The organism is Neobacillus drentensis, assembly GCF_036965645.1.
Taxonomy (GTDB): domain Bacteria; phylum Bacillota; class Bacilli; order Bacillales; family Cytobacillaceae; genus Neobacillus; species Neobacillus drentensis_D.
Genome location: NZ_JBALPZ010000060.1, coordinates 1 through 24233 on the forward strand (window position 1 = coordinate 1; position 24233 = coordinate 24233).

The 24233-nt window shown below is 42.0% G+C and carries 22 protein-coding genes and 1 riboswitch; of the genes, 20 read left to right on the forward strand and 2 right to left on the reverse strand.

Features of this window, described 5'->3' with window-relative positions:
* Window positions 1-158 precede the first annotated feature (158 nt).
* Entirely contained in the window at window positions 159-1394 is a 1236-nt protein-coding gene (locus V7266_RS12545) for a TolB family protein (protein ID WP_335468223.1), read from the reverse strand.
* A 123-nt stretch (window positions 1395-1517) separates the two neighbouring features.
* Here V7266_RS12545 and V7266_RS12550 point away from each other — a divergent pair, with 123 nt between their 5' ends.
* The 14 genes from V7266_RS12550 to purD all read left to right on the forward strand — a co-directional run bounded on the left by V7266_RS12550 (window position 1518) and on the right by purD (window position 15254).
* On the forward strand, window positions 1518-2060 hold the full coding sequence (locus V7266_RS12550; RefSeq protein WP_335468224.1) for a DUF2179 domain-containing protein: 543 nt from the start codon (window positions 1518-1520) through the stop codon (window positions 2058-2060).
* Window positions 2057-2254, forward strand: a complete 198-nt coding sequence (locus V7266_RS12555; protein WP_335468225.1) for an NETI motif-containing protein — start codon at window positions 2057-2059, stop codon at window positions 2252-2254. The genes V7266_RS12550 and V7266_RS12555 overlap by 4 nt, the downstream gene beginning before the upstream one ends.
* A gap of 88 nt (window positions 2255-2342) precedes the next feature.
* A riboswitch (purine riboswitch) is annotated at window positions 2343-2444 on the forward strand.
* A 122-nt stretch (window positions 2445-2566) separates the two neighbouring features.
* On the forward strand, window positions 2567-3055 hold the full coding sequence (purE, locus tag V7266_RS12560; RefSeq protein ID WP_251566636.1) for a 5-(carboxyamino)imidazole ribonucleotide mutase: 489 nt from the start codon (window positions 2567-2569) through the stop codon (window positions 3053-3055).
* Window positions 3048-4196, forward strand: coding sequence for a 5-(carboxyamino)imidazole ribonucleotide synthase (purK, locus tag V7266_RS12565; RefSeq protein ID WP_335468226.1), 1149 nt, complete (start codon window positions 3048-3050; stop codon window positions 4194-4196). The genes purE and purK overlap by 8 nt, the downstream gene beginning before the upstream one ends.
* A 4-nt stretch (window positions 4197-4200) precedes the next feature.
* Window positions 4201-5499 (forward strand): adenylosuccinate lyase, encoded by a 1299-nt coding sequence (gene purB / locus V7266_RS12570; protein ID WP_335468227.1) that lies wholly within the window; start codon window positions 4201-4203, stop codon window positions 5497-5499.
* A gap of 79 nt (window positions 5500-5578) precedes the next feature.
* Window positions 5579-6292: a phosphoribosylaminoimidazolesuccinocarboxamide synthase gene (gene purC, locus V7266_RS12575; RefSeq protein WP_335468228.1), complete on the forward strand. Its 714-nt coding sequence runs from the start codon at window positions 5579-5581 to the stop codon at window positions 6290-6292.
* Entirely contained in the window at window positions 6285-6539 is a 255-nt protein-coding gene (gene purS / locus V7266_RS12580; protein WP_335468229.1) for a phosphoribosylformylglycinamidine synthase subunit PurS, read from the forward strand. Before purC ends, purS begins: the two co-directional genes overlap by 8 nt.
* The gene (purQ, locus tag V7266_RS12585; RefSeq protein WP_335468230.1) at window positions 6536-7219 is read left to right on the forward strand and encodes a phosphoribosylformylglycinamidine synthase subunit PurQ; all 684 of its coding nucleotides are present in this window, start codon (window positions 6536-6538) and stop codon (window positions 7217-7219) included. The genes purS and purQ overlap by 4 nt, the downstream gene beginning before the upstream one ends.
* Entirely contained in the window at window positions 7203-9422 is a 2220-nt protein-coding gene (purL, locus tag V7266_RS12590) for a phosphoribosylformylglycinamidine synthase subunit PurL (RefSeq protein WP_335468231.1), read from the forward strand. Before purQ ends, purL begins: the two co-directional genes overlap by 17 nt.
* A complete protein-coding gene (gene purF / locus V7266_RS12595) occupies window positions 9407-10810 on the forward strand; it encodes an amidophosphoribosyltransferase (RefSeq protein WP_335468232.1) in 1404 nt (467 codons plus the stop codon). The genes purL and purF overlap by 16 nt, the downstream gene beginning before the upstream one ends.
* Before the next feature lie 13 nt (window positions 10811-10823).
* Window positions 10824-11858 carry a phosphoribosylformylglycinamidine cyclo-ligase gene (purM, locus tag V7266_RS12600; RefSeq protein ID WP_335468233.1) on the forward strand — a complete coding sequence of 345 codons (1035 nt, stop codon included), beginning with the start codon at window positions 10824-10826 and terminating at the stop codon, window positions 11856-11858.
* A complete protein-coding gene (gene purN / locus V7266_RS12605; protein ID WP_335468234.1) occupies window positions 11855-12457 on the forward strand; it encodes a phosphoribosylglycinamide formyltransferase in 603 nt (200 codons plus the stop codon). The genes purM and purN overlap by 4 nt, the downstream gene beginning before the upstream one ends.
* Complete coding sequence (gene purH / locus V7266_RS12610) at window positions 12432-13970, forward strand: bifunctional phosphoribosylaminoimidazolecarboxamide formyltransferase/IMP cyclohydrolase (protein WP_335468235.1); 1539 nt, start codon at window positions 12432-12434, stop codon at window positions 13968-13970. The genes purN and purH overlap by 26 nt, the downstream gene beginning before the upstream one ends.
* A 15-nt stretch (window positions 13971-13985) precedes the next feature.
* Entirely contained in the window at window positions 13986-15254 is a 1269-nt protein-coding gene (gene purD, locus V7266_RS12615; RefSeq protein WP_335468236.1) for a phosphoribosylamine--glycine ligase, read from the forward strand.
* A 71-nt stretch (window positions 15255-15325) separates the two neighbouring features.
* On the opposite strand, the gene V7266_RS12620 is transcribed toward purD, so the two are convergent.
* The gene (locus V7266_RS12620) at window positions 15326-15619 is read right to left on the reverse strand and encodes a YgaP family membrane protein (protein WP_335468237.1); all 294 of its coding nucleotides are present in this window, start codon (window positions 15617-15619) and stop codon (window positions 15326-15328) included.
* A 164-nt stretch (window positions 15620-15783) separates the two neighbouring features.
* Between V7266_RS12620 and V7266_RS12625 the strand changes: the two genes are divergently transcribed.
* The 6 genes from V7266_RS12625 (at window position 15784) to ligA (ending at window position 24222) form a co-directional block, all read left to right on the forward strand.
* Complete coding sequence (locus tag V7266_RS12625) at window positions 15784-17529, forward strand: adenine deaminase C-terminal domain-containing protein (protein ID WP_335468238.1); 1746 nt, start codon at window positions 15784-15786, stop codon at window positions 17527-17529.
* 70 nt (window positions 17530-17599) lie between these two features.
* Entirely contained in the window at window positions 17600-18652 is a 1053-nt protein-coding gene (locus V7266_RS12630; RefSeq protein ID WP_335468239.1) for a DUF3048 domain-containing protein, read from the forward strand.
* Window positions 18653-18678: 26 nt separating this feature from the next.
* Entirely contained in the window at window positions 18679-18990 is a 312-nt protein-coding gene (locus V7266_RS12635) for a YerC/YecD family TrpR-related protein (protein ID WP_335468240.1), read from the forward strand.
* A gap of 158 nt (window positions 18991-19148) precedes the next feature.
* On the forward strand, window positions 19149-19832 hold the full coding sequence (locus tag V7266_RS12640) for a heptaprenylglyceryl phosphate synthase (protein WP_335468241.1): 684 nt from the start codon (window positions 19149-19151) through the stop codon (window positions 19830-19832).
* 71 nt (window positions 19833-19903) lie between these two features.
* Window positions 19904-22168: a DNA helicase PcrA gene (gene pcrA / locus V7266_RS12645; RefSeq protein WP_335468242.1), complete on the forward strand. Its 2265-nt coding sequence runs from the start codon at window positions 19904-19906 to the stop codon at window positions 22166-22168.
* A 47-nt stretch (window positions 22169-22215) separates the two neighbouring features.
* Window positions 22216-24222 (forward strand): NAD-dependent DNA ligase LigA, encoded by a 2007-nt coding sequence (ligA, locus tag V7266_RS12650; protein WP_335468243.1) that lies wholly within the window; start codon window positions 22216-22218, stop codon window positions 24220-24222.
* Window positions 24223-24233 lie beyond the last annotated feature (11 nt).

A 24233-nucleotide genomic window follows, 5' to 3' on the forward strand; every position in this document is an offset into this window, starting at 1 on the left:
CGCCGATGATAGTTGGGACTTTGTCCCTGTGAGAGTAGGACGTTGCCAGGCACAAAAAAAGACAATCTTAGCTGATTGTCTTTTTTTGTGCAATTAACTGTAAATCCTAATCCACAGTGAAAGCGGAATAGTGGATTATGTCCATTAGAGCAGATTTATCACTGGCCTTTGTACAGGCTAAACACCTCATCCCAATTCCAGCGATCATAATATGTGCTTGGCATCGTTATATGATTAATCCACTTATCTTCTGCTTCAGCCCTGGATACAAATACAGATGCAGTATTTGTATTTGTTCTAATCCATAACAGCCTATCGTTAACAAACCGAGGAGCAAAGTCCGCCTCCTTTTCAGCAGGCAATGTTATCTGCTTTGGTTGGCCAAGGGCCAAATTGATTTCATAAATTCTTGGCATTGGCCTTTTGTTCATATCTGCCTGAGGTTCTTCTTTAGCGCGCGCAACAAATATGGCTGAACTATTCTTCCATGAAATGTCTCTATCCACATAGCCTTTTGGAGTAAGTGATTTTTTACTTAGAGGAGGAGCATGAATGATATCAACCTGCTTATTTAGATTTGCCTCTCTTCCGATTCCCTTAACATATCCAAGTAAGGTCTCTGAAGGTGCCCACTTAAACCATTCTTCCTCATACAACATTTCAGCCTCTTTTTTAAAAAACTGCCCGTCCTGAGATAACAAACAGAGAGTATTTGCGTCCGCTGACAACGATGCTGTTGGGACTAGTAAGAAACTAATCCATTTTTGGTCATGTGACCATTTAAACTGACTTGTACTGATAAAAAATTCATTGTCACTTACTGGTATCTTAAAAAATGGTCTGATGGCTGGCTTGTAAGAACCCAGAGTAATTTTCGATAAAAGGATGTCCGAATGAAGCTGCTTGCTCTCCTTTGAAGATGTAAGAAATCCGCTGCCATCAGGAAGCCAGGAAAAATTCTCGATATTTTCTCCCATCTTGTTCGTTAAAAAGGGGATGGCGGGGTCTAGATTTAAGGTATATAAATGTTTAATTACTAAAAAACTAATTTTATTATCTAAAGGTGCCCATTGGAAGTTATTATTTACATTAGCTCTAATTTTAAAATGGTTATTCGTCTTATAATTGAAGAGCCACAATTCACCATCATTGAGCGGTGGTTTTCCTTTTTTGGTCACTTTAAGATAGGCAATCCAATTTCCATCAGGAGACCACTTTGGATACCTTATATACTCATTGTGGGTGATCTTCTGTTCCCTGTTTCCAACTTTAATCCACAAATCATCGCTTCTAATAAAAGCTGCTTTAAGGGTATCTAGGCTTGCTGAGCGTGTTGCTGCAAAAGAAGATGGGTATGTAAAAAGAAACAAGAACAAGATTACTTTTTTTAACATTATAACCGCCCTTTTACCTATATTGGTTTTTTGTTATTTTATACAAATAAATAAGAATAATCATGAATTCTAAAATATTTGTGTGCTAAAGTGAGGGATGTGCAAGAATAGGAGGAATGAAGTGTGTTAGACAATAGTTTTATGATGGTAGCGATCATACTAATCATTAATATCATTTATGTTTCTTTTTTCACGATAAGGATGATTTTGACCTTAAAGGGTCAGAGGTATTTAGCTGCTTTCCTAAGTATGATTGAGGTTGTTATATACGTGCTTGGTCTTGGCCTTGTCCTGAATAACTTAAATGAAATTCAGAATTTGATTGCTTACGCAGTTGGGTACGGAATAGGAGTTATTGTTGGAATGAAGATTGAAGAAAAGTTGGCTCTGGGATACATTACGGTCAATGTCATTACCGCGGAATATGATAAAGATTTACCCAAACTTTTAAGGGAGAAAGGCTATGGAGTGACTGACTGGGCCGCACATGGTCTTGAAGGAAATCGAATGGCTATGCAAATCCTTACACCACGAAAATTTGAATTAAAACTTTATGATATGATTAAGAGCTTAGATCCTAAAGCCTTTATAATCTCTTATGAACCAAAATCTATTCATGGTGGCTTTTGGGTGAAATCAGTGAAAAGAGGGAAGCTATTTTCATGAACAAAAAAAAGCTGTTATTTGAGCTGCAGGAAAATGAAAGTATTGAGGAATGTCTGAATAGGATGAAACAGCAGGGTTATACTCCCGTTAAGCGGACAGAGAAGCCGATTTTTCAAGAGGTAAAAAATGCTAAAGGAACCAATTATGAACCTGTAGGCCGTCAAATTGTCTTTGAGGCAAGGTTAATCGAGTAAAACACGAACATTGTTGAGGTATTTAAAAATAATGTTCGACAAATTTATTGACAGACTAAGGTGTGGTTGGTAAGATAAAGCTATCAGATCAAACAACAATTTTTACCCTCGTATATCCATGGGGATATGGCCCATAAGTTTCTACCCAATAACCGTAAATTATTGGACTATGAGGGAAAGTCAATATGTTCGGAATAAGGGCTTGTCCCCTTATTTTCCTTGCGTCTTCATGCCCGGACAAATGGCTTTCTCTTACAATGAGAAGCTATTTGTTTCGGGCATTTTATTTTGCCTTATAAAGGGGGATCTAGGATGACCACACTTGTTGGTGTCATCATGGGAAGCAAATCGGATTGGGAAACCATGAAATATACATGTGAAGTATTAGACCAGTTAGAGGTCGCTTATGAAAAGAAGGTTGTTTCCGCACATCGTACACCAGATTTAATGTTCACATATGCAGAAGAAGCTAGAAACAGAGGGCTGAAAGTGATTATTGCTGGAGCCGGCGGGGCAGCCCATCTTCCTGGAATGGTCGCAGCTAAAACAACCTTGCCAGTCATTGGGGTTCCTGTTCAAACCCAAGCGCTAAAAGGGATCGATTCCTTGCTGTCCATCGTCCAAATGCCGGGCGGTGTGCCGGTGGCCACTGTGGCTATCGGAAAAGCAGGTGCAGTGAATGCGGGATTGTTAGCTGCACAAATTATCGCAACGGAAGACCAAGAGCTTGCTGGCAGATTAGAAGCAAGGAGAGAAGCCACAAAACAAGAAGTACTAGAAAGTAGTGATCAACTTGGATAAGAAGACCATTTTACCAGGTGCAACGATTGGAATCATCGGCGGTGGGCAGCTTGGGAGAATGATGGCTTTGGCAGCTAGGGCTCAAGGCTTCAGAATTGCCGTTTTGGAACCGACATCAGATTCTCCATGCGGACAAGTCGCAGATATAGAAGTGATTGGCGCCTATAACAACCGCGAGGCAATCAGCCGGTTGGCTGAAGTCAGTGATGTCATTACGTATGAATTTGAAAATATAGATGCTGATACGTTAAGCTGGATTTGTGAACAAGCATACGTGCCGCAAGGACCTAAGCTGCTCACGATCACGCAGGATCGGATTAAGGAAAAGGCAGCTATCCAAGAAGCAGGTGTGGAGGTGGCACCATACGCCGTCATAAGAGCTTCTCAGGATTTATTTTTAGAAATAAACGAGATTGGTTACCCGGCTGTGTTAAAAACCGCAAGAGGCGGCTATGATGGGAAAGGCCAGCTTGTTATCAGAGAAGAGCAGGACATAGAGAAGGCAGAGCCGCTGCTAGAACATGGTGACTGTGTATTAGAGAAATGGATTCCATTTGAAAAAGAAATTTCGGTCATTGTAACACGCAGGCTGGACGGGGAAACAGCAATTTTTCCAGTGGCTGAAAATGTTCATAAAGAAAATATTTTGCATAAAACGATTGTTCCAGCGCGAATTTCGGAGGCAACTGAGTTAGATGCGATTCAAAAGGCGAAGCAGATTGCCGATTCGCTAGAGCTTGTTGGGACACTGGCTGTTGAGATGTTCGTGAACAGCGATGGTACGATTTTTATTAATGAGTTGGCACCGCGCCCGCATAATTCCGGACATTATACGATTGAAGCCTGTGAGACTTCACAGTTCGAACAGCATATCCGGGCTATATGCCATTGGCCATTAGGAAATACAGAGTTGTTAAAGCCGGCCGTAATGGTTAACCTATTAGGTGAGCATCTGGAGGACCTGTATGAAGAAATACCCGGCTTGAATGGTTGGAAAGTTCATTTGTACGGCAAGAAGGAAGCAAAAGTTAAACGTAAAATGGGCCATGTGACTATTTTACGTGAGAACGTAGAGCTGGCTCTTAAGGAAATTGATGAAAGCAGCATCTGGGAAACTGCTAAAGAAAAGATCGGGGGATAAATGAATGATTGATCGTTATACTAGACCAGAAATGGGAGCTATTTGGACGGAGGAAAATCGTTTTAATGCTTGGCTTGAGGTGGAGATACTTGCCTGTGAAGCATGGGCAGAGTTAGGGGAAATCCCTAAAGAAGATGTAAAGAAATTACGTGAGAATGCTTCTTTCAATATTGACAGAATCAAAGAAATTGAAGAGGAAACAAGACACGATGTAGTAGCCTTTACCCGCGCGGTTTCGGAAACATTAGGTGAAGAACGGAAATGGGTGCATTATGGTTTAACCTCAACAGACGTGGTGGATACGGCGTTATCCTATCTCTTAAAGCAGGCTAACGCAATTCTTTTAAAAGATATCGAAAACTTTATTGAGATTTTAAAAAATAAGGCCATTGAACATAAATTTACAGTTATGATGGGCCGGACACATGGGGTTCATGCTGAACCAACCACTTTTGGTTTAAAGCTTGCATTATGGTATGAAGAAATGAAGCGCAACCTTGAGCGTTTTAAACAGGCGGCTGCAGGAGTTGAATTTGGTAAGATTTCTGGTGCAGTCGGGACCTATGCAAACATTAATCCATTTGTAGAGCAATATGTTTGTGAGAAATTAGGAACCAGCCCGGCGCCAATCTCCACACAAACCTTACAGCGTGACCGTCACGCGCACTATATGTCTACGCTTGCGTTGATTGCCACTTCAATTGAAAAGTTCGCGGTTGAAGTTCGCGGACTGCAAAAGAGTGAGACACGTGAGGTGGAGGAGTTTTTTGCAAAGGGTCAAAAGGGTTCTTCCGCAATGCCGCATAAACGGAATCCAATTGGTTCAGAGAACATGACAGGATTGGCCCGCGTAATTCGCGGCTATATGATGACTGCTTATGAAAATGTGCCCCTATGGCATGAGCGAGATATTTCCCATTCGTCTGCAGAGCGGATTATCCTTCCGGATGCGACGATTGCATTGAACTATATGCTAAACCGCTTTGGTAACATTGTGAAGAATTTAACGGTGTTCCCAGAGAATATGAAGCGCAATATGGATCGTACTTTAGGGCTGATTTACTCTCAGCGTGTCTTACTAGCTTTGATTGATAAGGGCTTATCACGTGAAGAGGCTTATGATACCGTACAGCCTAAAGCGATGGAGGCATGGGAAAAGCAAGTTCCATTCCGCAGCTTAATTGAAGCAGAGAATAAGATTACTTCATTGCTTTCACTAGAAGAAATTGCGGATTGTTTTGATTACAACTATCATCTCCAGCATGTTGATACCATTTTTGATCGACTAGGGTTAAATGGATAAATAAATCATGATGAAGGGCGAGGTCTGCCCTTCTCATGTCAGAAAAGTTCCCAATATTACGAATAGAGGTGCAATTAGGATGAGCGAAATGCTTTACGAGGGCAAAGCAAAACGGATTTTCTCAACGGACGATGAACAAATTGTGCGAGTTCAATACAAAGATTCAGCAACAGCTTTCAACGGTCAAAAGAAGGCGGATATTTCAGGTAAAGGCCGTTTGAATAACGAGATTACTAGTTTGTTATTTATAAAGCTAAAAGAACAGGGCATTGATTCCCACTTTATCAAGAGACTTTCAGAAACAGAGCAGTTAGTGAAGAAAGTGACGATTATACCTCTTGAGGTTGTTGCTCGTAATGTTGCAGCAGGATCGCTTTCTAAACGTTTAGGGATCGAGGAAGGAAAGCAACTTTCAACACCAATCGTTGAATTTTATCTTAAAAATGATGACTTGGGCGACCCACTCGTAACCGTTGATCACATCCTTGAATTAAAAGCAGCAACCGTCAAGGAACTGGAAATCCTAAAGAATAAAGCACTTCAAATAAATACAATTTTATCAAGCTTTTTCAATGAGCTTGGGATTCGCTTAATCGACTTTAAACTCGAGTTCGGCAAAGACCATAACGGGCAAATTTTACTTGCCGATGAGATTTCTCCAGATACCTGCAGACTGTGGGATAAAGAAACCAATGAAAAGCTCGATAAGGATGTATTCCGCCGGGATTTAGGAAGTTTAACAGAAGCCTATGAAACTATTTTAGCCAAATTGGGAGGACATCAGCATGTATAAAGTTAAGGTGTATGTAACATTAAGAGAGAGTGTATTAGATCCACAAGGTAAAGCCGTAACTCATTCTTTACATTCTTTAAATTATAAGCAAGTAACAGATGTCCGAATCGGAAAATTCATGGAGTTAACGATTGAAAAATCAGAGCGTGACATTAATGAAGTCGTTAATGAAATTTGTACCAATTTATTAGCCAATCCGGTGATTGAAGATTACCGTTACGAGGTAGAGGAGTGTGTGACCCAGTGAAGTTTGCGGTGATCGTATTCCCAGGATCGAATTGTGACGTTGATATGTTTCATGCTGTTAAGGACGAACTTGGCGAAGAAGTAGAATATGTTTGGCATGATGCCGATAATCTAGACGAGTTTGACGCCATTTTGCTGCCTGGAGGTTTCTCTTTTGGTGACTACCTGCGCACAGGAGCGATTGCCCGTTTTAGCCCCGTAATGAAAGAGGTAGTAAAAGCAGCGGAGGCCGGGAAGCCAGTCCTTGGCGTTTGTAATGGATTTCAGATTCTTCTTGAAGCAGGATTGCTTCCGGGCGGAATGAGACGGAACGAAAGCCTATCGTTTATTTGTAAACCAGTTGAATTAAAGGTGGAGAACAATCAAACGATGTTTACAAATGCATATGGTGAAGGGGAAAGCATCGTGATCCCTGTCGCTCATGGAGAAGGAAATTATTATTGTGATGAAGAGACACTAGCTAAATTGAAAGCAAACAACCAAATTGCTTTTACCTATAATCAAAATCCGAACGGAAGTCTAGCGGATATTGCAGGTATCACTAATGAAAAAGGCAATGTCCTAGGAATGATGCCGCACCCAGAAAGAGCGGTTGATGAGCTACTCGGTGGAGCCGATGGTTTAAAAATGTTTCAATCGATTGTAAAAGCTTGGAGGGAAGCACATGTTGTCAACGCTTGAACCAAATCCTACTCAGATTAAAGCAGAAAAAATATATCAGCAAATGGGTTTGTCCGACGAAGAATTTGCACTGGTTGAAAACATTCTTGGGCGCACACCTAACTATACCGAAACAGGTCTTTTCTCGGTTATGTGGTCAGAACATTGCAGTTACAAAAACTCAAAGCCTGTCTTGAAAAAGTTCCCTGTTACAGGTGAACGCGTCCTTCAAGGTCCTGGTGAAGGAGCTGGTATTGTCGACATCGGTGACGGGCAGGCGGTTGTTTTTAAAATTGAAAGCCATAACCACCCATCAGCGATCGAACCATATCAAGGTGCGGCAACAGGTGTTGGCGGGATTATCCGCGATGTCTTCTCAATGGGAGCTCGTCCAATTGCAATGTTGAACTCACTTCGTTTTGGTGAACTAGATTCTGCACGCGTACGTTACTTATTCAAAGAAGTAGTTGCCGGGATTGCTGGCTATGGAAACTGTATCGGTATTCCAACCGTTGGTGGCGAAATTGGGTTTGATCCATGCTATGAAGGAAACCCACTCGTGAACGCCATGTGTGTAGGGTTAATTGACCATAAGGATATCAAAAAAGGTCAAGCGCATGGTGAAGGCAATACGGTTATGTATGTAGGAGCAAAAACAGGTCGTGACGGAATTCATGGTGCAACATTTGCTTCAGAAGAATTAACAGAACAATCAAGTGAAGACCGTCCAGCCGTTCAAGTTGGCGATCCATTCATGGAGAAACTACTTTTAGAAGCATGCTTAGAATTGATTCACTCTGATGCCCTAGTTGGTATTCAAGATATGGGTGCAGCTGGACTTATCAGTTCATCAGCTGAGATGGCTAGTAAAGCTGGAATGGGACTTGAGATGAATTTGGACTTAGTTCCACAGCGGGAAACAGGCATGACTGCTTACGAAATGATGTTGTCTGAATCACAAGAACGTATGCTGATTGTTGTTAAAAAGGGCAGAGAACAAGAAATCGTTGAGCTTTTTGAAAAGTACGGCTTAGAAGCTGTAGGAATCGGAAAGGTTACTAGCGATAAACAAGTTCGCCTTTTCCATAAAGGAGAAATCGTTGCGGATGTTCCAGCTGATGCACTTGCTGAAGACGCACCGGTTTACCACAAGCCATCTCAAGAACCAAGCTATTTCGCTGAATTCCAGGCGATGGAAAACGAAGTTCCTCAAGTAGACGATTTGAAAGAAACATTAGTCAGTCTTTTAAGCCAGCCTACGGTCGCTAGCAAAGAATGGGTTTATGAGCAATATGACTATATGGTGCGTACGAATACAGTCGTTGCTCCGGGATCTGATGCAGCGGTGGTAAGGATTCGCGGTACACGTAAAGCTTTAGCGATGACTACGGATTGTAATGCACGCTATGTCTATTTAGATCCTGAAGTGGGCGGCAAAATCGCCGTAGCGGAAGCAGCACGTAATATTGTATGTTCTGGTGCAGAGCCATTAGCGATTACGGATAACTTGAATTTCGGTAACCCAGAAAAGCCAGAAGTATTTTGGCAGATTGAAAAAGCTGCTGATGGCATGAGTGAAGCCTGCCGCGTGTTAGAGACACCGGTTATTGGCGGAAACGTGTCTTTATATAACGAAACAAGCGGTACAGCAATCTATCCAACACCAGTAGTAGGAATGGTTGGTTTAGTAACCGATCTTGATCATATCACCACACAGCACTTTAAAGAGAATGGTGACCTTATTTATCTAGTAGGGGAAACGAAGGATGAATTTGGCGGCAGTGAGCTTCAAAAGCTTCTGAACGGACGTGTATTTGGTAAAGCTCCTGAACTAGATGTAACAGTGGAAAAGGAAAGACAAAATCAAGTGCTTGCGGCAATCCGTGCAGGAGTGGTGCAATCTGCCCATGACCTTTCGGAAGGTGGTCTAGCGGTTGCGCTGGCAGAAAGTCTTTTCGCGAATGAAAAGCTTGGTGCAGAAGTAGCGTTAGCAGGAGATTCAGTCTCTGCCTTATTCAGTGAGACTCAATCTCGTTTCTTAATGACTGTAAAACCAGAACATAAAGATGATTTTGAAAAATTAGTAGCAGACGCAGTGCAGATTGGTACTGTAACAGAAACCTCAACATTGAAAATCAAAAATGAGGATACATCAGTGCTTGTTGCTTCAGTAGCAGAACTGAAAGCTGCTTGGAAAGGAGCCATCCCATGCTGCCTGAAATAAAGGGATTAAACGAAGAGTGCGGTATCTTTGGTGTCTTTGGACACCAGGATGCTGCCCAGTTAACCTATTACGGACTTCATAGCTTGCAGCACCGCGGTCAAGAAGGAACTGGCATTGTTGTTTCCGATGGAAAAAAGCTTACAGGTGTAAAAGGTGAAGGGCTAGTATCGGAAATTTTTACTGCTGAAGCAATGAAGGACTTAGAAGGCAGTGCTGCGATCGGTCACGTTCGTTATGCTACAGCCGGTGGCGGAGGCTACGAGAACGTCCAGCCGCTCCTATTTCATTCGCAAACCGGAAGTCTTGCGCTTGCCCATAATGGCAATCTTGTTAATGCGAATTCCCTAAAGTACCAGCTTGAATCCCAGGGAAGTATTTTTCAAACAAGCTCTGACACAGAGGTTTTGGCTCATCTTATTAGAAGAAGCGGTTATCCTCATTTGAAGGATCAAGTGAAAAACGCTTTATCGATGTTAAAGGGTGCTTACGCGTATTTAATCATGACAGAAACAGAGCTTATGGTTGCTCTTGATCCACATGGTCTACGTCCTTTGTCCCTTGGCTGCCTTGGGGATGCTTATGTTGTGGCATCAGAAACCTGTGCTTTTGATGTAATTGGCGTTGAATATATCCGTGATATTATGCCGGGTGAACTGTTAATTATTAATGAAAATGGTCTAACATCTGAGCGATTTGCCATCAGTACCACAAAAGCAATTTGTACAATGGAATATATTTATTTTTCAAGACCTGATAGTAATATCCAAGGAATCAATGTTCATACAGCCCGTAAAAATATGGGGAAACAATTAGCAGTGGAAGCACCATTTGAAGCGGATGTTGTGACCGGGGTTCCTGATTCTAGTATTTCAGCAGCCATCGGTTATGCAGAAGCAACAGGGATTCCATATGAAATGGGTTTAATTAAAAATAAATATGTCGGCAGAACCTTTATCCAGCCGTCGCAATCACTTCGGGAGCAAGGGGTTAAGATGAAGCTTTCGGCCGTACGCGGCGTGGTGGAAGGAAAGCGTGTTGTCATGGTGGATGACTCAATTGTACGAGGAACGACGAGCAGACGAATTGTGAACCTGTTGAAGGAAGCTGGAGCAACAGAAGTTCATGTTGTGATTAGCTCACCACCGATTAAAAATCCTTGCTTTTATGGCATTGATACGTCGACAAAAGAGGAATTAATTGCCTCTGATAAAAGCGTTGAGCAAATTAGAGAACTGATTGGTGCAGATTCATTAACCTTTATTAGCGTCGAAGGGATGATGAAAGCACTTGGCCAGGAAGGAACGAATGGCTATTGCCTCGGTTGCTTCACGGGGAATTATCCAACAGAGATTTATCCTGATACATTACAATACTATTATCAAAAATAAGGTGGGGAACAGCATGGCTAAAGCATATGAAGAGGCTGGCGTAAATATTGAAGCGGGCTATGAGGCTGTTTCACGAATGAAAAAGCATGTCCAAAGAACAGCACGGGCCGGAGTAATTGGCGGTCTTGGCGGTTTCGGCGGTATGTTTGATTTATCATCACTTCAATTAAAGGAGCCTGTTTTGGTATCAGGCACCGATGGGGTCGGCACGAAGCTGATGATTGCGTTTTGGATGGATAAACATGATACGATTGGTATTGATGCAGTGGCTATGTGTGTGAACGATATCGTGGTTCAAGGTGCAGAGCCATTGTTCTTTTTAGATTATATTGCGTGTGGTAAAGCCGAGCCTGAAAAAATCGAGGCTATTGTAAAAGGTATTTCCGACGGCTGCGAGCAGGCAGGCTGTGCTTTGATTGGCGGCGAAACAGCTGAAATGCCGGGACTATACAGCCAAAATGAATACGATCTTGCTGGATTTACGGTTGGAGCTTGTGAAAAATCACAGTTAATTACAGGTGAAACCATCCAGGCTGGAGATGTGTTGATTGGTTTAGCTTCAAGTGGTATTCATAGTAATGGGTATTCCCTTGTACGTAAAGTTTTTAATAACTGGTCATTGCTAGATTTTGTTGATGAGCTCGGCTGTACACTAGGCGAGGAGTTATTAAAACCTACGAAAATTTACGTTAAACCAATTCTGTCAGCATTGAAAAAGTTCCCATTAAAAGGGATGGCCCATATTACCGGAGGCGGTTTTATCGAGAACATTCCTCGGATGCTGCCTGAAGGTCTTGGGGCAAAGATTGAAGAAAAAAGCTGGCCGATTCCACCTGTGTTTCAATTGCTTTCTTCTCACGGGCAAATTGACTATGAGGAAATGTATAATATTTTTAACATGGGAATTGGAATGGTCATTGCAGTAGATCGTGAAATCGCTGCTGATGTGCTTCAGCACTTTGAAGAATGCGGCGAAAAAGCCTATCAAATTGGTGTTGTGACGGATCAGGCAGGGATTGAAATAAAGGGTCAAGGTGGACGGCTATGAAAAAAATAGCAGTGTTTGCCTCAGGTAACGGCAGTAATTTCCAAGCCATCATTGATGTAGTTAAGTCAGGCGAGCTAGAGACGGAAATTACCCTGTTAGTCTGCGACAAACCAGGTGCCTATGCGGTTGATCGTGCTAATGCCGCGAAAATTCCATGCTTTGTTTTTCAAGCAAAAGATTATCCTAGTAAGGAAGAATCTGAGCAAGCGATTTTAGCAGAACTAAAGAGATATAATGTGGAGTTCATTGTACTTGCCGGATACATGCGCTTGATAGGCACTACCTTGCTTAGTGCCTATCAGGGCCGGATCGTCAATATTCATCCATCACTGCTCCCAGCTTTTCCAGGTAAGGATGCCATCGGTCAGGCCCTGGCAGCCAAAGCAAAGTGGAGCGGGGTCACCATTCATTATGTGGATGAAGGGATGGATACAGGTCCCATTATCATTCAAGAACGTGTAAGATTGGAAGAAAATGAAACAAGAGACAGCTTGCAAAAGAAAATACAGCAAATTGAACACAAACTATATCCAGAGATACTTCAAATGTTATTAACACAAGGAGATGTAATCAATGTCACAAAAGCGCGCGTTAATTAGTGTATCTGATAAAAATGGAATTACTGACTTTGCGAGAGAATTAGTCAGCCTAGGGTTTGAACTAATCTCAACCGGCGGTACAAAAAAAGCTCTTCAAGAGCAGGGAATTCCTGTAATGAGTGTTAGTGATGTAACAGGTTTTCCGGAAATTTTAGAAGGCCGTGTAAAAACGTTAAATCCATTTATCCATGGCGGCCTTCTTTCTAAGCATGATAATCCTGATCATTTAAAACAGCTAGACGAGCACGGGATTCAGCCTATTCAGCTAGTTTGTGTCAATCTTTATCCTTTCCAGCAAACCATCGCAAAACCAGATGTAACGGAAGCAGATGCGATTGAAAACATTGATATTGGCGGCCCATCTATGCTGCGCGCTTCAGCTAAAAACCATCAATATTTAACAGTTGTTGTTGATCCAGCAGATTATGCGACGGTTATTGAGGAGTTAAAAGCAGACGGTGCAACGACTCTTGAAACAAGAAGAAAGCTGGCAGCTAAGGTATTCCGTCATACAGCCGCTTATGATGCTTTGATTGCTGAGTATATGACAAACCTTGCACAAGAAGAAACACCTGAAACCTTAACGGTTACATATGAACTGAAGCAGACACTTCGTTACGGAGAAAATCCGCATCAGAACGCTGCTTTTTACAGAAAGCCGTTAGGTTCAACTTTCTCGATTGCCAATGCCGTTCAACTTCATGGAAAAGAACTATCTTACAATAATATCAATGATGCTGATGCTGCTTTGCAAATTGTAAAAGAATTCTCTGAACCTGCAGCCGTAGCAGTTAAGCATATGAATCCATGTGGTGTTGGAACTGGTCAAACCGGCTTTGAAGCATTTACAAAAGCATTTGCAGCTGATCCTGTTTCCATTTTTGGCGGCATTATTGCCTTTAACCGTGAAGTGGACGCGGAAACAGCAGGAAAGCTTCATGAAATTTTCTTAGAGATTATCATTGCACCATCTTTCTCAGAGGAAGCATTAGCGATCTTAACAGGTAAAAAGAATCTTCGTCTGTTAACTATTCCGTTTAATGATGTAAAGAAACCTGAGTTCAAAATGACAACAATTGAAGGCGGATTACTTGTTCAAGAACAAGACCGTTATTCATTAGAGAATGCAACCATTACTGTTCCAACTAAGAGACAACCAACTGAAGAAGAGTGGGAAGCTCTAAAACTTGGCTGGAAAGTGGTTAAACACGTAAAATCAAATGCTATTGTGGTTTCAAGTAAAGACATGACGCTTGGTGTTGGCGCTGGCCAAATGAACCGTGTTGGTTCGGCAGAGATTGCACTTAAGCAAGCGGGTGATAAAGCAGAAGGTGCTGCGCTTGCATCTGATGCCTTCTTCCCAATGAATGATACCGTTGAAGCGGCAGCAAAAGCAGGAATTACCGCGATTATTCAGCCTGGTGGATCGATTAAGGATGCTGATTCGATTAAAAAAGCAGACGAATACGGAATCGCCATGGTGTTTACGGGCGTTAGACACTTTAAACATTAAAATGAGGTGTAATGGATGAAGGTACTAATCATCGGCCGCGGCGGACGCGAGCATGCGATCTGCCGAAAGGTCAGCGAAAGCACATTGGTTGAAAAGGTATTTGTTGCTCCAGGTAACGCTGGCATGATAGATGTGGCGGAATTGATTGCGATTGACGAATCCCAGCATGATGAGCTAATTGCCTTTGCGAAAGAGCAAAAGGTAGGCTTAACCATTATCGGACCGGAAGTTCCTCTGCTTGAAGGGCTATCCGATAAATTTGAAGCAGCAGGTCTGGCCGTATTCGGACCACGGAAGGCAGCTGCTGAAATTGAGGGCAGCAAGTCGTTTGCTAAAGATTTAATGAAAAAGTATGCTATTCCTACTGCAGATTATGCTGTTTTTACTTCGATTGAAGAGGCGCGCAAGTATATTAATGAAAAAGGCGCTCCAATTGTAATTAAGGCAGACGGGTTGGCAGCAGGAAAAGGTGTCACGGTTGCTATGACTTTAGAAGAAGCTCTTGCGAGTGTGGAAGAGATGCTCGTTGGTGCGAAATTTGGAGCGGCTTCATCAAGTGTTGTAATAGAAGAGTTTTTAGACGGCGAGGAATTTTCGTTGATGGCCTTTGTGAATGGGGAAGTAGTCATCCCGCTTGAAATCGCACAGGATCATAAACGCGCTTATGATGGAGACCAAGGTCCTAATACTGGTGGAATGGGTGCTTACTCTCCGGTTCCGCAAATCGGTGAGGACACGGTAGCAACCGCTGTTGAAACGGTTCTGATTCCAGCTGCAAAAGCAATGGTTCAAGAGGGACGCAGTTTCTGTGGGATTTTATATGCTGGGTTGATCAAAACGGCAGCGGGTCCAAAGGTAATTGAGTTTAATGCACGTTTCGGCGACCCGGAAACACAGGTTATTTTACCAAGGTTGCAATCTGATTTGGTTCAGGTTATCTTAGCTCTTTTGAATGGGGAGAAACCAGATCTTGAATGGGATCCGCAGGCAATGATTGGTGTCGTGGTTGCGGCAAAAGGGTATCCTGGGGAATACGAAAAGGGTGCTGTGCTTAAGGGATTAGCGGATGTTTCTAAGAAAGTTTATACCTTCCATGCCGGTACTGTTCAAAATGACGCAGGTGAGTTTTTAACAGCTGGCGGCCGAGTGCTTCTGGTTGGAGGCAAGGCTGAGACTCTTGCTGATGCACAGGCTAAGGTTTATGCGGAGTTAGAGAAATTGAATTGTGATGGAGTCTTTTATCGTAATGATATTGGTGCGAAGGCAATTGTATCTGTCCGGTAAAGTCACTTTTTTGAAAGAAAAAAGTTTAAGTCCTCATGAGTTTTCATGAGGACTGTTTATTTTTATCTCGATCACGTCGGATTATAAGGCACATCCATATCTGCTAACCCTTCCGACACATCCCCAGAATCAGTCGCGCTCTGATGCTCCTTCACCATATCCGCCCAACGCTCACATAATTCTGTCACAGGGCAATAGCGGACAATCCCTTCAGCAACCTTCATCGCGCCACAGAACGCAGCAAGCAAATAAGAATCCCGCCAAGGACGCTTGACCATCTTAGAGGTACTCCAAGCAACAATCGTTAACCCAAAAGTAATTCGAATTAATGCATTCAAAATCCCGATATTTGGTGTCATTTTCATCTTGTTCACTCCTTCACATTTTTTTTACAATTTTTATCAATACTTTACTGCTTTAAAAAGTAAAATATGATAAGATAAGTATCAAAAGAAGTTTTGTAAGGGCTTTCTTTATTGTTAAATCAACTTATTATTATATAGATAGTTTTTTTAGGGAGGGACATGGTATGCTGGAACAACGCTACCGCTGGAAAAATAAACACTTACGCATGCATGTATCCGTTTTGGAAGGTAAAACATCCCCAACAATATTATTGAAAAATGCACTTTACTTAAATCAGACCTTTCGAAAATGGATGAGAGCGAACATCTGGATTTATGAAGACCGCATTGTCTATGTTGGCGATAACATGCCTTCTTACATCGAAAACTGTGAAATCATTGATTGTACCAATGAAATCATTGTGCCTGGATACATTGAGCCGCATGCACATCCGTTTCAATTATATAATCCCCTGACATTAGCTGCCTATGCATCCCAATTTGGCACAACCACGCTAATTAATGACAACATGGCGCTCGTTTTACACTTGAAAAAAAGGGAAGCGTTTTCACTCCTTAGAGACCTGCGCTCCATTCCGTCAACCATGTATTGGTGGAGCCGGTTTGATTCGCAGACCGAACCATTGAATGAGGAAGAAATTTTTTCACATAGTAATGTAAAGGCGTGGCTAGAGCATGATGCAGTTCTGCAAGGCGGTGAATTAACAGGCTGGCCAAAATTGCTCGATGGCGATGACATGATGCTTCATTGGATCCAGGAAGCCAAAAGGATGCGCAAGCAAATTGAAGGCCATTTTCCTGGTGCCTCAGAAAAAACATTAGCAAAAATGATGCTGTTAGGTGCCGATAGTGACCATGAAGCCATGACGGGAGAAGAAGTCTACAGCAGGCTAATGCAAGGCTATATGGTTTCCTTACGTTATTCATCAATCCGGCCTGACCTGCCGCAGATTTTAGATGATATGAAACGGCTGGGAATCGAGGCCTATGACCGGCTCATGTTTAATACAGATGGTTCCTCTTCCACTTTTTATGAGCAAGGAATCATTGACCAAATGATTCGAATTGCCATCGAAAAAGGAGTTCCTGTTATAGATGCCTATAATATGGCAACTGTAAATATTGCTCGATACTACAACATTGAACATCTTCATGGTGTGATTGCAACTGGACGTATTGCCAATATTAACTTTTTATCCAGTATCGAAAACCCTACCCCGGTTTCCGTTTTAGCAAAAGGTAAATGGGTAAAGCGTGACGGTGTAAAAGTAGAAGGAATATATGGGGATATGAACTGGAATGAATATGGATTTAAGCCGATCGAACTGGATTGGCAGTTATCGCTCGATGATCTGCAATTTTCCATGCCGTTTGGGATTAAAATGGAGAATTCCGTCATTACAAAGCCATATTCCATCTCGATTGATGCTTCCGAAGACCAGCTTCCAAAAGAATCAGATGAGTGCTATTTTATGCTGGTAGATCGTTATGGAAAATGGAGAATAAACACCCTGTTAAAAGGATTCGCAACTGGCCTTTCTGCGCTTGCAAGTTCTTATTCTACTACCGGGGATATTATTTTAATTGGGAAAAACAGACATGATATGGTCAACGCATTTAATAGAATGAAAGAGCTAGGCGGGGGTATTGTCATGATGGAGGACGCTCAAGTTGTATGTGAAGTACCTCTTGACCTAAGCGGAATCATGTCTGGTCTGCCTATTGAAGAATTAATAGAACAAGAGAAAACATTATTAAAAGAATTGAGAGAACGAGGATATAAATTTTCAGATCCGATCTACAGTCTTGCTTTCTTCTCAGCGACACATTTACCATACATCCGAATAACGCAGCAAGGAATGTATGATGTTATGAACAAATCAGTATTCTTTCCGTCAATAATGCGATAAACTGTAAGTAAGTAAAGAGTTAAAGCGTGAAAGTATTTTGTAAAATGGATAAAATAGGGGTGTTCACTTCATGAAAAAATGGGCTGTTGCCATGGCAGCTTTCCTTTTACTACTTTCAGGGTGTTCTAGTAAGGAAACGGTAAAAAGACCTGTTAAGGACCAAAAACCGGATACAAAACATGAAAATAAACCAGAAGATGTGACAAAGGCCGACCCTTATTTTTATCCGTTAACAGGTATTGCTACCGATACGAAACCAGATCAACGTGCTGTAGCTGTAATGGTCAATAATCACCCAAAAGCAAGACCCCAATCAGGGCTGAACAAGGCGGATATTGTTTATGAAATTCTTGCTGAGGGAGATATTACCCGTTTCCTGGCTGTTTTTCAGAGTGAGAGACCAACAAATATTGGTCCTGTAAGGAGTGCTCGGGATTACTATATTAACCTGGCTAAAGGTTTAAATGCCCTCTACATTGCACATGGCTACAGTCCAGAGGCCAAACAATTACTCGAAAGTAATTATGTAGATAATTTAAACGGTATGGTATATGATGGAACATTATTTAAACGTTCTAGCTCGCGAAAACCGCCTCATAACTCTTATATCACCTATGAAAACATCTTAAAGGGTGCTGAGCAAAAAGGATATACAATGAAAAACAGTCCTCCTGCCTTTACTTTTTACTCAGTGGAAGAAAGTAGAAAAATAACGGGGCAAGCGGCTAAGTCGGTCAGCATTACTTATTCAAAAAGCGGCACGTTCAATTCAAAATTTGAATTTGATGAAACGCTCGGCAAGTATAAGCGCTTCTCAGCTGGAGATCAAACCGTTGACCTGGAAACCGGTGACCCAATATTAATAGACAATGTTTTCATTATCGAGGCGGTCCATAAAACGATTGATTCCTATGGCCTTAGAGACATTGATTTAGAGTCGGGCGGAAAAGCATATTTGCTTCAAATGGGCAAAGTGAACGAGGTCGAATGGGCTAATAAGGATGGTAGAATTGTTCCGATGAAAAATGGAGAAGAAATCCCATTGGTACAAGGGCATACATGGGTGAATGTTGTTCCGGCCACCCCTGGACTGCATGCAAGTGTTTCACTGAATGCACAATAAATATTCCAATTAGAGGAGTAAAGAATATGCAAATTAATAAATTACGTGGAAAAGAACTTGATCAATTGTTTCAAGCTGTACTTTCCTTACAAGATCTCGAAGAATGCTATCGCTTTTTTGATGACTTATGTACGATTAATGAAATTCAATCATTAGCACAGCGTTTGGATGTAGCTAGAATGCTGCGCGAAGGAAATACTTATCATAAAATTGAAACGGAAACCGGAGCCAGCACAGCCACTATTTCAAGGGTAAAACGCTGTTTAAACTTTGGTAATGATACCTATGAAATGGTACTTGAGCGCATAAAAGAAGACATTAAAGCTGAAAAAGAATAAAACAAACCGGAGACAAACATCTTCGGTTTTTCTTTTTGTATCGGCACTCATGCACAGTTGGATATGATTTCTATATGTTGATTTAATGTTTTCTTTTTTGATTACAAACGGCTAATGCTATAATGATGTAATGGAAAGATGAATGGAGGATTCTTTCAATGTATGATATTCGCGAGTGGCGGCATGTCTTTAAACTCGATCCTAATAAAGAAATAACAGATGACCAATTAGAAATAATCTGCGAATCAGGGACAGATGCAGTAATTGTGGGCGGAACAGATGGAGTGACACTCGAAAATGTCCTCGATTTAATGGCAAGAATCCGCCGCTATACCGTTCCTTGTGTCCTTGAAGTATCTAGTATAGAGAGCGTAACACCAGGATTTGACCTTTATTTTGTTCCAACTATTTTAAATAGCAGGGATCCTAAGTGGATTACTGGGCTTCATCACCAAGCTGTAAAGGAATTTGGAGAAGTCATGGATTGGAACGAGTTTTTTATGGAAGGCTACTGTATCGTAAACGAGGATTGTAAGGCAGCTAAGCTGACTAGCGCGGATGCTCATTTAACAGTTGAAGATGTTAAGGCATACGCGCTGATGGCAGAAAAAATGTTCCATCTCCCCATCTTTTATTTAGAATATAGCGGGAAATATGGTGATCCGGCAGTAGCAGCTGCAGCGAAAAAGGTGTTAGAGAAAACAACGCTTTTCTACGGAGGCGGTATCACAAGCTTTGAACAAGCAGTGGAAATGGCCAAGCATGCCGATGTGATTGTAGTTGGAAACGTGATTTATGAGGATTTTCAAAATGCCCTTGAAACCGTAAAGGCAGTTCGATAGAAATTTGCTTCACAATGATAAAAAAGCTAAAATAAAAACAAGAACAAATGTTTGTAATGGTGGTGGGATAATTGCAATTTTTGACAGATAAGCTCCTAAATGGATTGAATCCAGAGCAGCAAAGTGCTGTTAAGGCAACTGATGGTCCACTTCTTCTCATGGCAGGTGCGGGAAGTGGTAAAACGAGAGTATTAACGCATCGAATTGCGTATTTAATAGTGGAAAAGCGTGTAAACCCTTATAACATTCTAGCAATCACTTTCACGAATAAAGCAGCAAGGGAAATGAAGGAACGAATCGGTAAAATGATGGGCGGGGCGGCCGAGGAAATTTGGATCTCCACCTTTCACTCGATGTGTGTCAGGATTTTACGCCGCGATATTGATCGGATGGGTTTTAGCCGAAACTTTACTATTCTAGATACAACTGATCAACAATCAGTGATTAAAGGGATCCTCAAAGCTAAAAATCTTGATCCGAAAAAAAATGATCCACGTGCAATTTTAGGATCCATCAGTTCAGCCAAAAACGAACTCATTGGTCCCGAAGAATATGAGAAATCTGCCGGTGGTTATTTTGAACAAACGGTAAGTGAAGTTTATAAAGATTATCAAAAGCAGCTTAGAAAAAACCAAGCGCTCGATTTTGATGACTTAATAATGATGACGATTCAATTATTCCAGCGGGTGCCGGAAGTACTTGAATATTACCAGCGCAAGTTCCAATATATTCACGTCGATGAGTATCAGGATACAAACCGGGCGCAGTATATGCTGGTAAAAATGCTGGCCAGCCGGTTCCGCAATCTTTGTGTTGTCGGTGATTCCGATCAGTCCATCTATAGATGGCGCGGCGCCGATATTGCCAATATCCTATCCTTTGAAAAAGACTATTCAAATGCAACTGTTATTCTTCTTGAGCAGAATTACCGTTCAACTAAACGGATTTTACTTGCGGCCAATAAAGTTATTGAAAATAACCTAAATCGAAAAAAGAAAAATCTTTGGACCGAAAATCCGGAAGGAAACAAGCTTGTCTATTACCGTGCAGATAGTGAGCAAAGCGAAGCACAGTTTGTAGCTGGAAAAATTAAAGAAATAACGCGCGACAAAAATTATCAACTAAATGACATTGCGATTCTGTATCGGACTAACGCACAGTCCCGTGTAATGGAGGAAGTGCTGTTAAAATCAAATATTGATTATTCCATTGTCGGTGGAACCAAGTTCTATGACAGAAAAGAAATCAAAGACATGCTTGCCTATTTACGGTTAATTTCTAATCCGGATGATGATATCAGCTTGCGGCGTGTGATTAATGTTCCGAAACGCGGGATTGGTTCGAGCTCGGTAGATAAAATTGCCGACTTTGCCGCAATGCATGATATGTCCTTATACCAGGCTTTAGAATCAGTCGAATTACTTGGGTTGAGCCCCAAAATTACGAAAGCAGCCGCTCAGTTTCGTGATTTAATTCATAACTATACGAATATGCAGGAATTCCTTTCGGTAACAGAATTAGTTGAAGAAGTTCTTGATAAATCCGGGTATAGGGAAATGCTGAAAGCAGAAAAATCTATTGAGGCCCAAAGTCGTCTTGAAAACCTTGAGGAATTATTATCGGTAACGAAAAGCTTCGAGGATTCAAGCGAGGATAAGAGTCTTGTTGCCTTCTTAACAGACCTGGCTTTAGTAGCGGACATTGATTCGCTCGATGAGGATGGGGAAAAGGCTGACGCGATTACCCTCATGACATTGCACTCTGCAAAAGGACTGGAATTCCCTGTTGTCTTCTTAATTGGCATGGAAGAAGGAGTATTCCCGCATAGTCGTTCCTTAATGGAAGAAGCCGAAATGGAGGAAGAACGCCGTCTTGCCTACGTCGGTATTACAAGGGCAGAGCAGACTTTATTTTTAACCAATGCCCAAATGAGAACCTTATTTGGTAGAACAAGTATGAACCCTGCCTCTAGGTTTATCTCAGAGATTCCAGAAGATTTAATTGAAGGTGTGGTACCTGAACAACGGACGGGCAGTTCTTTTGGTTCCGGCAAAAGATCATTTGGATCTTCAGGAACTTCATTTGGTTCGCAAAAGAGTACGTTTACTACACCAACTACGCCAAGAAAACCGGTCATGCGTCCTGTTTCCGCAGCATCTGGCGGAGAGGATATCGGCTGGAAGGTTGGCGATAAAGCGGCACATGGTAAATGGGGAATTGGAACAGTTGTTAGTGTAAAAGGGCAAGGTGAAGGGGTCGAGCTCGATATTGCTTTTCCAAGCCCTGTGGGGATAAAGCGTCTATTAGCTAAATTTGCGCCAATTACAAAGGCATAATAGCTGTCTACACAGTGTGAGATTACCTTTATGAAAGGGCTGGATATATGGAGCTTCAAACTGCTGCGATAAGAATTGAGGAAATAAGCGGCCTCTTAAATCAATATAGTTATGAATACTATGTGTTGGACAAACCTTCGGTACCTGATGCCGAATATGACAAGCTCATGCAAGAGCTGATCGAGCTGGAGGAAAAATACCCAACGCTAAAAACACCTGATTCTCCGTCTGTGCGTGTCGGCGGTCCGGTCCTTGATCTATTTGAAAAGGTGGAGCATCGTACTCCGATGTTAAGTTTAGGCAATGCCTTTAACGAAGAAGACCTAAGGGATTTTGACCGAAGAGTCCGTCAAGCTGTGGGCAGTAATGTTTCTTATGTAGGTGAATTGAAAATCGACGGACTGGCTGTCTCACTTCGCTATGAAGACGGGTTATTCGTTCAAGGGGCAACCCGTGGCGATGGCACCATTGGGGAAGATATCACCGCAAATCTAAAAACGATAAAAGCCATCCCGCTTCGTCTGCGGGAAGCTGTTTCCATTGAGGTGCGCGGAGAGGCCTATATGCCGAAGCGCTCGTTTGAAGCATTAAACCAGCAGCGGGAAGAACGCGGAGAGGAGCTGTTTGCAAACCCAAGAAATGCAGCAGCAGGTTCCCTTCGGCAGCTCGATCCAAAAATTGCAGCATCAAGAAAGCTGGATGTCTTTTTATATGGAATTGGCAATCCTGGAGAAACCGGTGTTTCCGCACATAGTGAAGGGCTGGATTATTTAGATCAGCTTGGTTTTAAAACCAATAAAGAACGAAGAAAATGTGCAACGATTGAAGAGGTTATTGAGTTTGTTAACAGCTGGGTAGATAAGCGGCCGCACCTTCCATATGAAATTGATGGAATTGTTATTAAAGTAGATTCTCTTGATCAGCAGGCCGAGCTTGGCACTACCGCCAAGAGTCCGCGCTGGGCGATCGCGTACAAGTTCCCGGCTGAAGAAGTGGTGACGACCCTTTTAGAGATTGAGTTAAGTGTAGGAAGGACGGGGGTGGTTACACCGACGGCCATTCTCAAGCCAGTTAAAGTGGCCGGGACAACTGTACAACGGGCTTCCTTGCATAATGAGGATTTAATTCGTGAAAAGGATATTAAAATTGGTGATAAAGTAGTTGTAAAAAAAGCAGGCGATATCATTCCGGAAGTGGTCAATGTTCTGGCCGACCAGCGAACAGGTGAAGAAGTGGATTTCCACATGCCAACACATTGTCCAGAGTGTGAAAGTGAACTTGTTCGTCTAGAAGGGGAAGTAGCCCTCAGATGTATTAACCCAAAATGTCCTGCACAAATACGCGAAGGATTGATTCATTTTGTTTCCCGCGATGCCATGAACATTGATGGTCTTGGAGAAAAGGTGATCAGTCAGCTTTTTGCTGAAAAATTAATTGGTGATGTAGCGGATATTTATAAACTAACACGCGAACAGCTATTAGCCTTGGAAAGAATGGGTGAAAAATCTGTCACCAATTTATTAAAAGCGATTGAAGCGTCGAAAGCCAATTCGCTTGAAAAGCTGTTATTTGGACTAGGCATACGCCATGTTGGAGCGAAGGCTGCAAAAACACTCTCCCAACAATTTATGACCATGGAAAAATTAGCCCATGCTGACAAAATGGAGTTAATCAGTATCAATGAAATCGGGGATAAGATGGCTGACTCGATTGTGTCATTTTTTGAACAGGAAGAAGCGATGGAGCTTATAAACGAATTAGTCCGAGCTGGCGTTAATATGGAATATAAAGGGCCAAGACCTATTTCTGTAGAAGAATCAGACAGTGTGTTTGCTGGAAAAACGGTTGTCCTTACAGGGAAAATGGAGCAGTTATCCCGTAATGAAGCAAAGGAAAAAATTGAGGCTCTAGGCGGTAAGGTCGCCGGAAGTGTTAGTAAAAAAACACATCTCGTCATTGCAGGTGAAGATGCGGGTTCTAAGTTAACCAAAGCACAAGAACTCGGAATCGAAGTGTGGGATGAGGAGCGGCTTTTAGAGGAATTAAATAAATAAGAGGTGGATCG

Excerpts from the sequence above, each read along its gene's own strand:
- ligA (WP_335468243.1), top strand. The coding sequence starts at position 22,216 with ATGGAGCTTCAAACTGCTGCGATAAGAATTGAGGAAATAAGCGGCCTC.
- V7266_RS12545 (WP_335468223.1), bottom strand. The coding sequence starts at position 1,394 with ATGTTAAAAAAAGTAATCTTGTTCTTGTTTCTTTTTACATACCCATCT.
- purM (WP_335468233.1), top strand. The coding sequence starts at position 10,824 with ATGGCTAAAGCATATGAAGAGGCTGGCGTAAATATTGAAGCGGGCTAT.
- purH (WP_335468235.1), top strand. The coding sequence starts at position 12,432 with ATGTCACAAAAGCGCGCGTTAATTAGTGTATCTGATAAAAATGGAATT.
- V7266_RS12555 (WP_335468225.1), top strand. The coding sequence starts at position 2,057 with ATGAACAAAAAAAAGCTGTTATTTGAGCTGCAGGAAAATGAAAGTATT.
- purC (WP_335468228.1), top strand. The coding sequence starts at position 5,579 with ATGAGCGAAATGCTTTACGAGGGCAAAGCAAAACGGATTTTCTCAACG.
- purS (WP_335468229.1), top strand. The coding sequence starts at position 6,285 with ATGTATAAAGTTAAGGTGTATGTAACATTAAGAGAGAGTGTATTAGAT.
- V7266_RS12620 (WP_335468237.1), bottom strand. The coding sequence starts at position 15,619 with ATGAAAATGACACCAAATATCGGGATTTTGAATGCATTAATTCGAATT.
- V7266_RS12625 (WP_335468238.1), top strand. The coding sequence starts at position 15,784 with ATGCTGGAACAACGCTACCGCTGGAAAAATAAACACTTACGCATGCAT.
- purL (WP_335468231.1), top strand. The coding sequence starts at position 7,203 with ATGTTGTCAACGCTTGAACCAAATCCTACTCAGATTAAAGCAGAAAAA.
- purD (WP_335468236.1), top strand. The coding sequence starts at position 13,986 with ATGAAGGTACTAATCATCGGCCGCGGCGGACGCGAGCATGCGATCTGC.
- purF (WP_335468232.1), top strand. The coding sequence starts at position 9,407 with ATGCTGCCTGAAATAAAGGGATTAAACGAAGAGTGCGGTATCTTTGGT.
- purB (WP_335468227.1), top strand. The coding sequence starts at position 4,201 with ATGATTGATCGTTATACTAGACCAGAAATGGGAGCTATTTGGACGGAG.
- purE (WP_251566636.1), top strand. The coding sequence starts at position 2,567 with ATGACCACACTTGTTGGTGTCATCATGGGAAGCAAATCGGATTGGGAA.
- purN (WP_335468234.1), top strand. The coding sequence starts at position 11,855 with ATGAAAAAAATAGCAGTGTTTGCCTCAGGTAACGGCAGTAATTTCCAA.
- V7266_RS12630 (WP_335468239.1), top strand. The coding sequence starts at position 17,600 with ATGAAAAAATGGGCTGTTGCCATGGCAGCTTTCCTTTTACTACTTTCA.
- V7266_RS12640 (WP_335468241.1), top strand. The coding sequence starts at position 19,149 with ATGTATGATATTCGCGAGTGGCGGCATGTCTTTAAACTCGATCCTAAT.
- V7266_RS12635 (WP_335468240.1), top strand. The coding sequence starts at position 18,679 with ATGCAAATTAATAAATTACGTGGAAAAGAACTTGATCAATTGTTTCAA.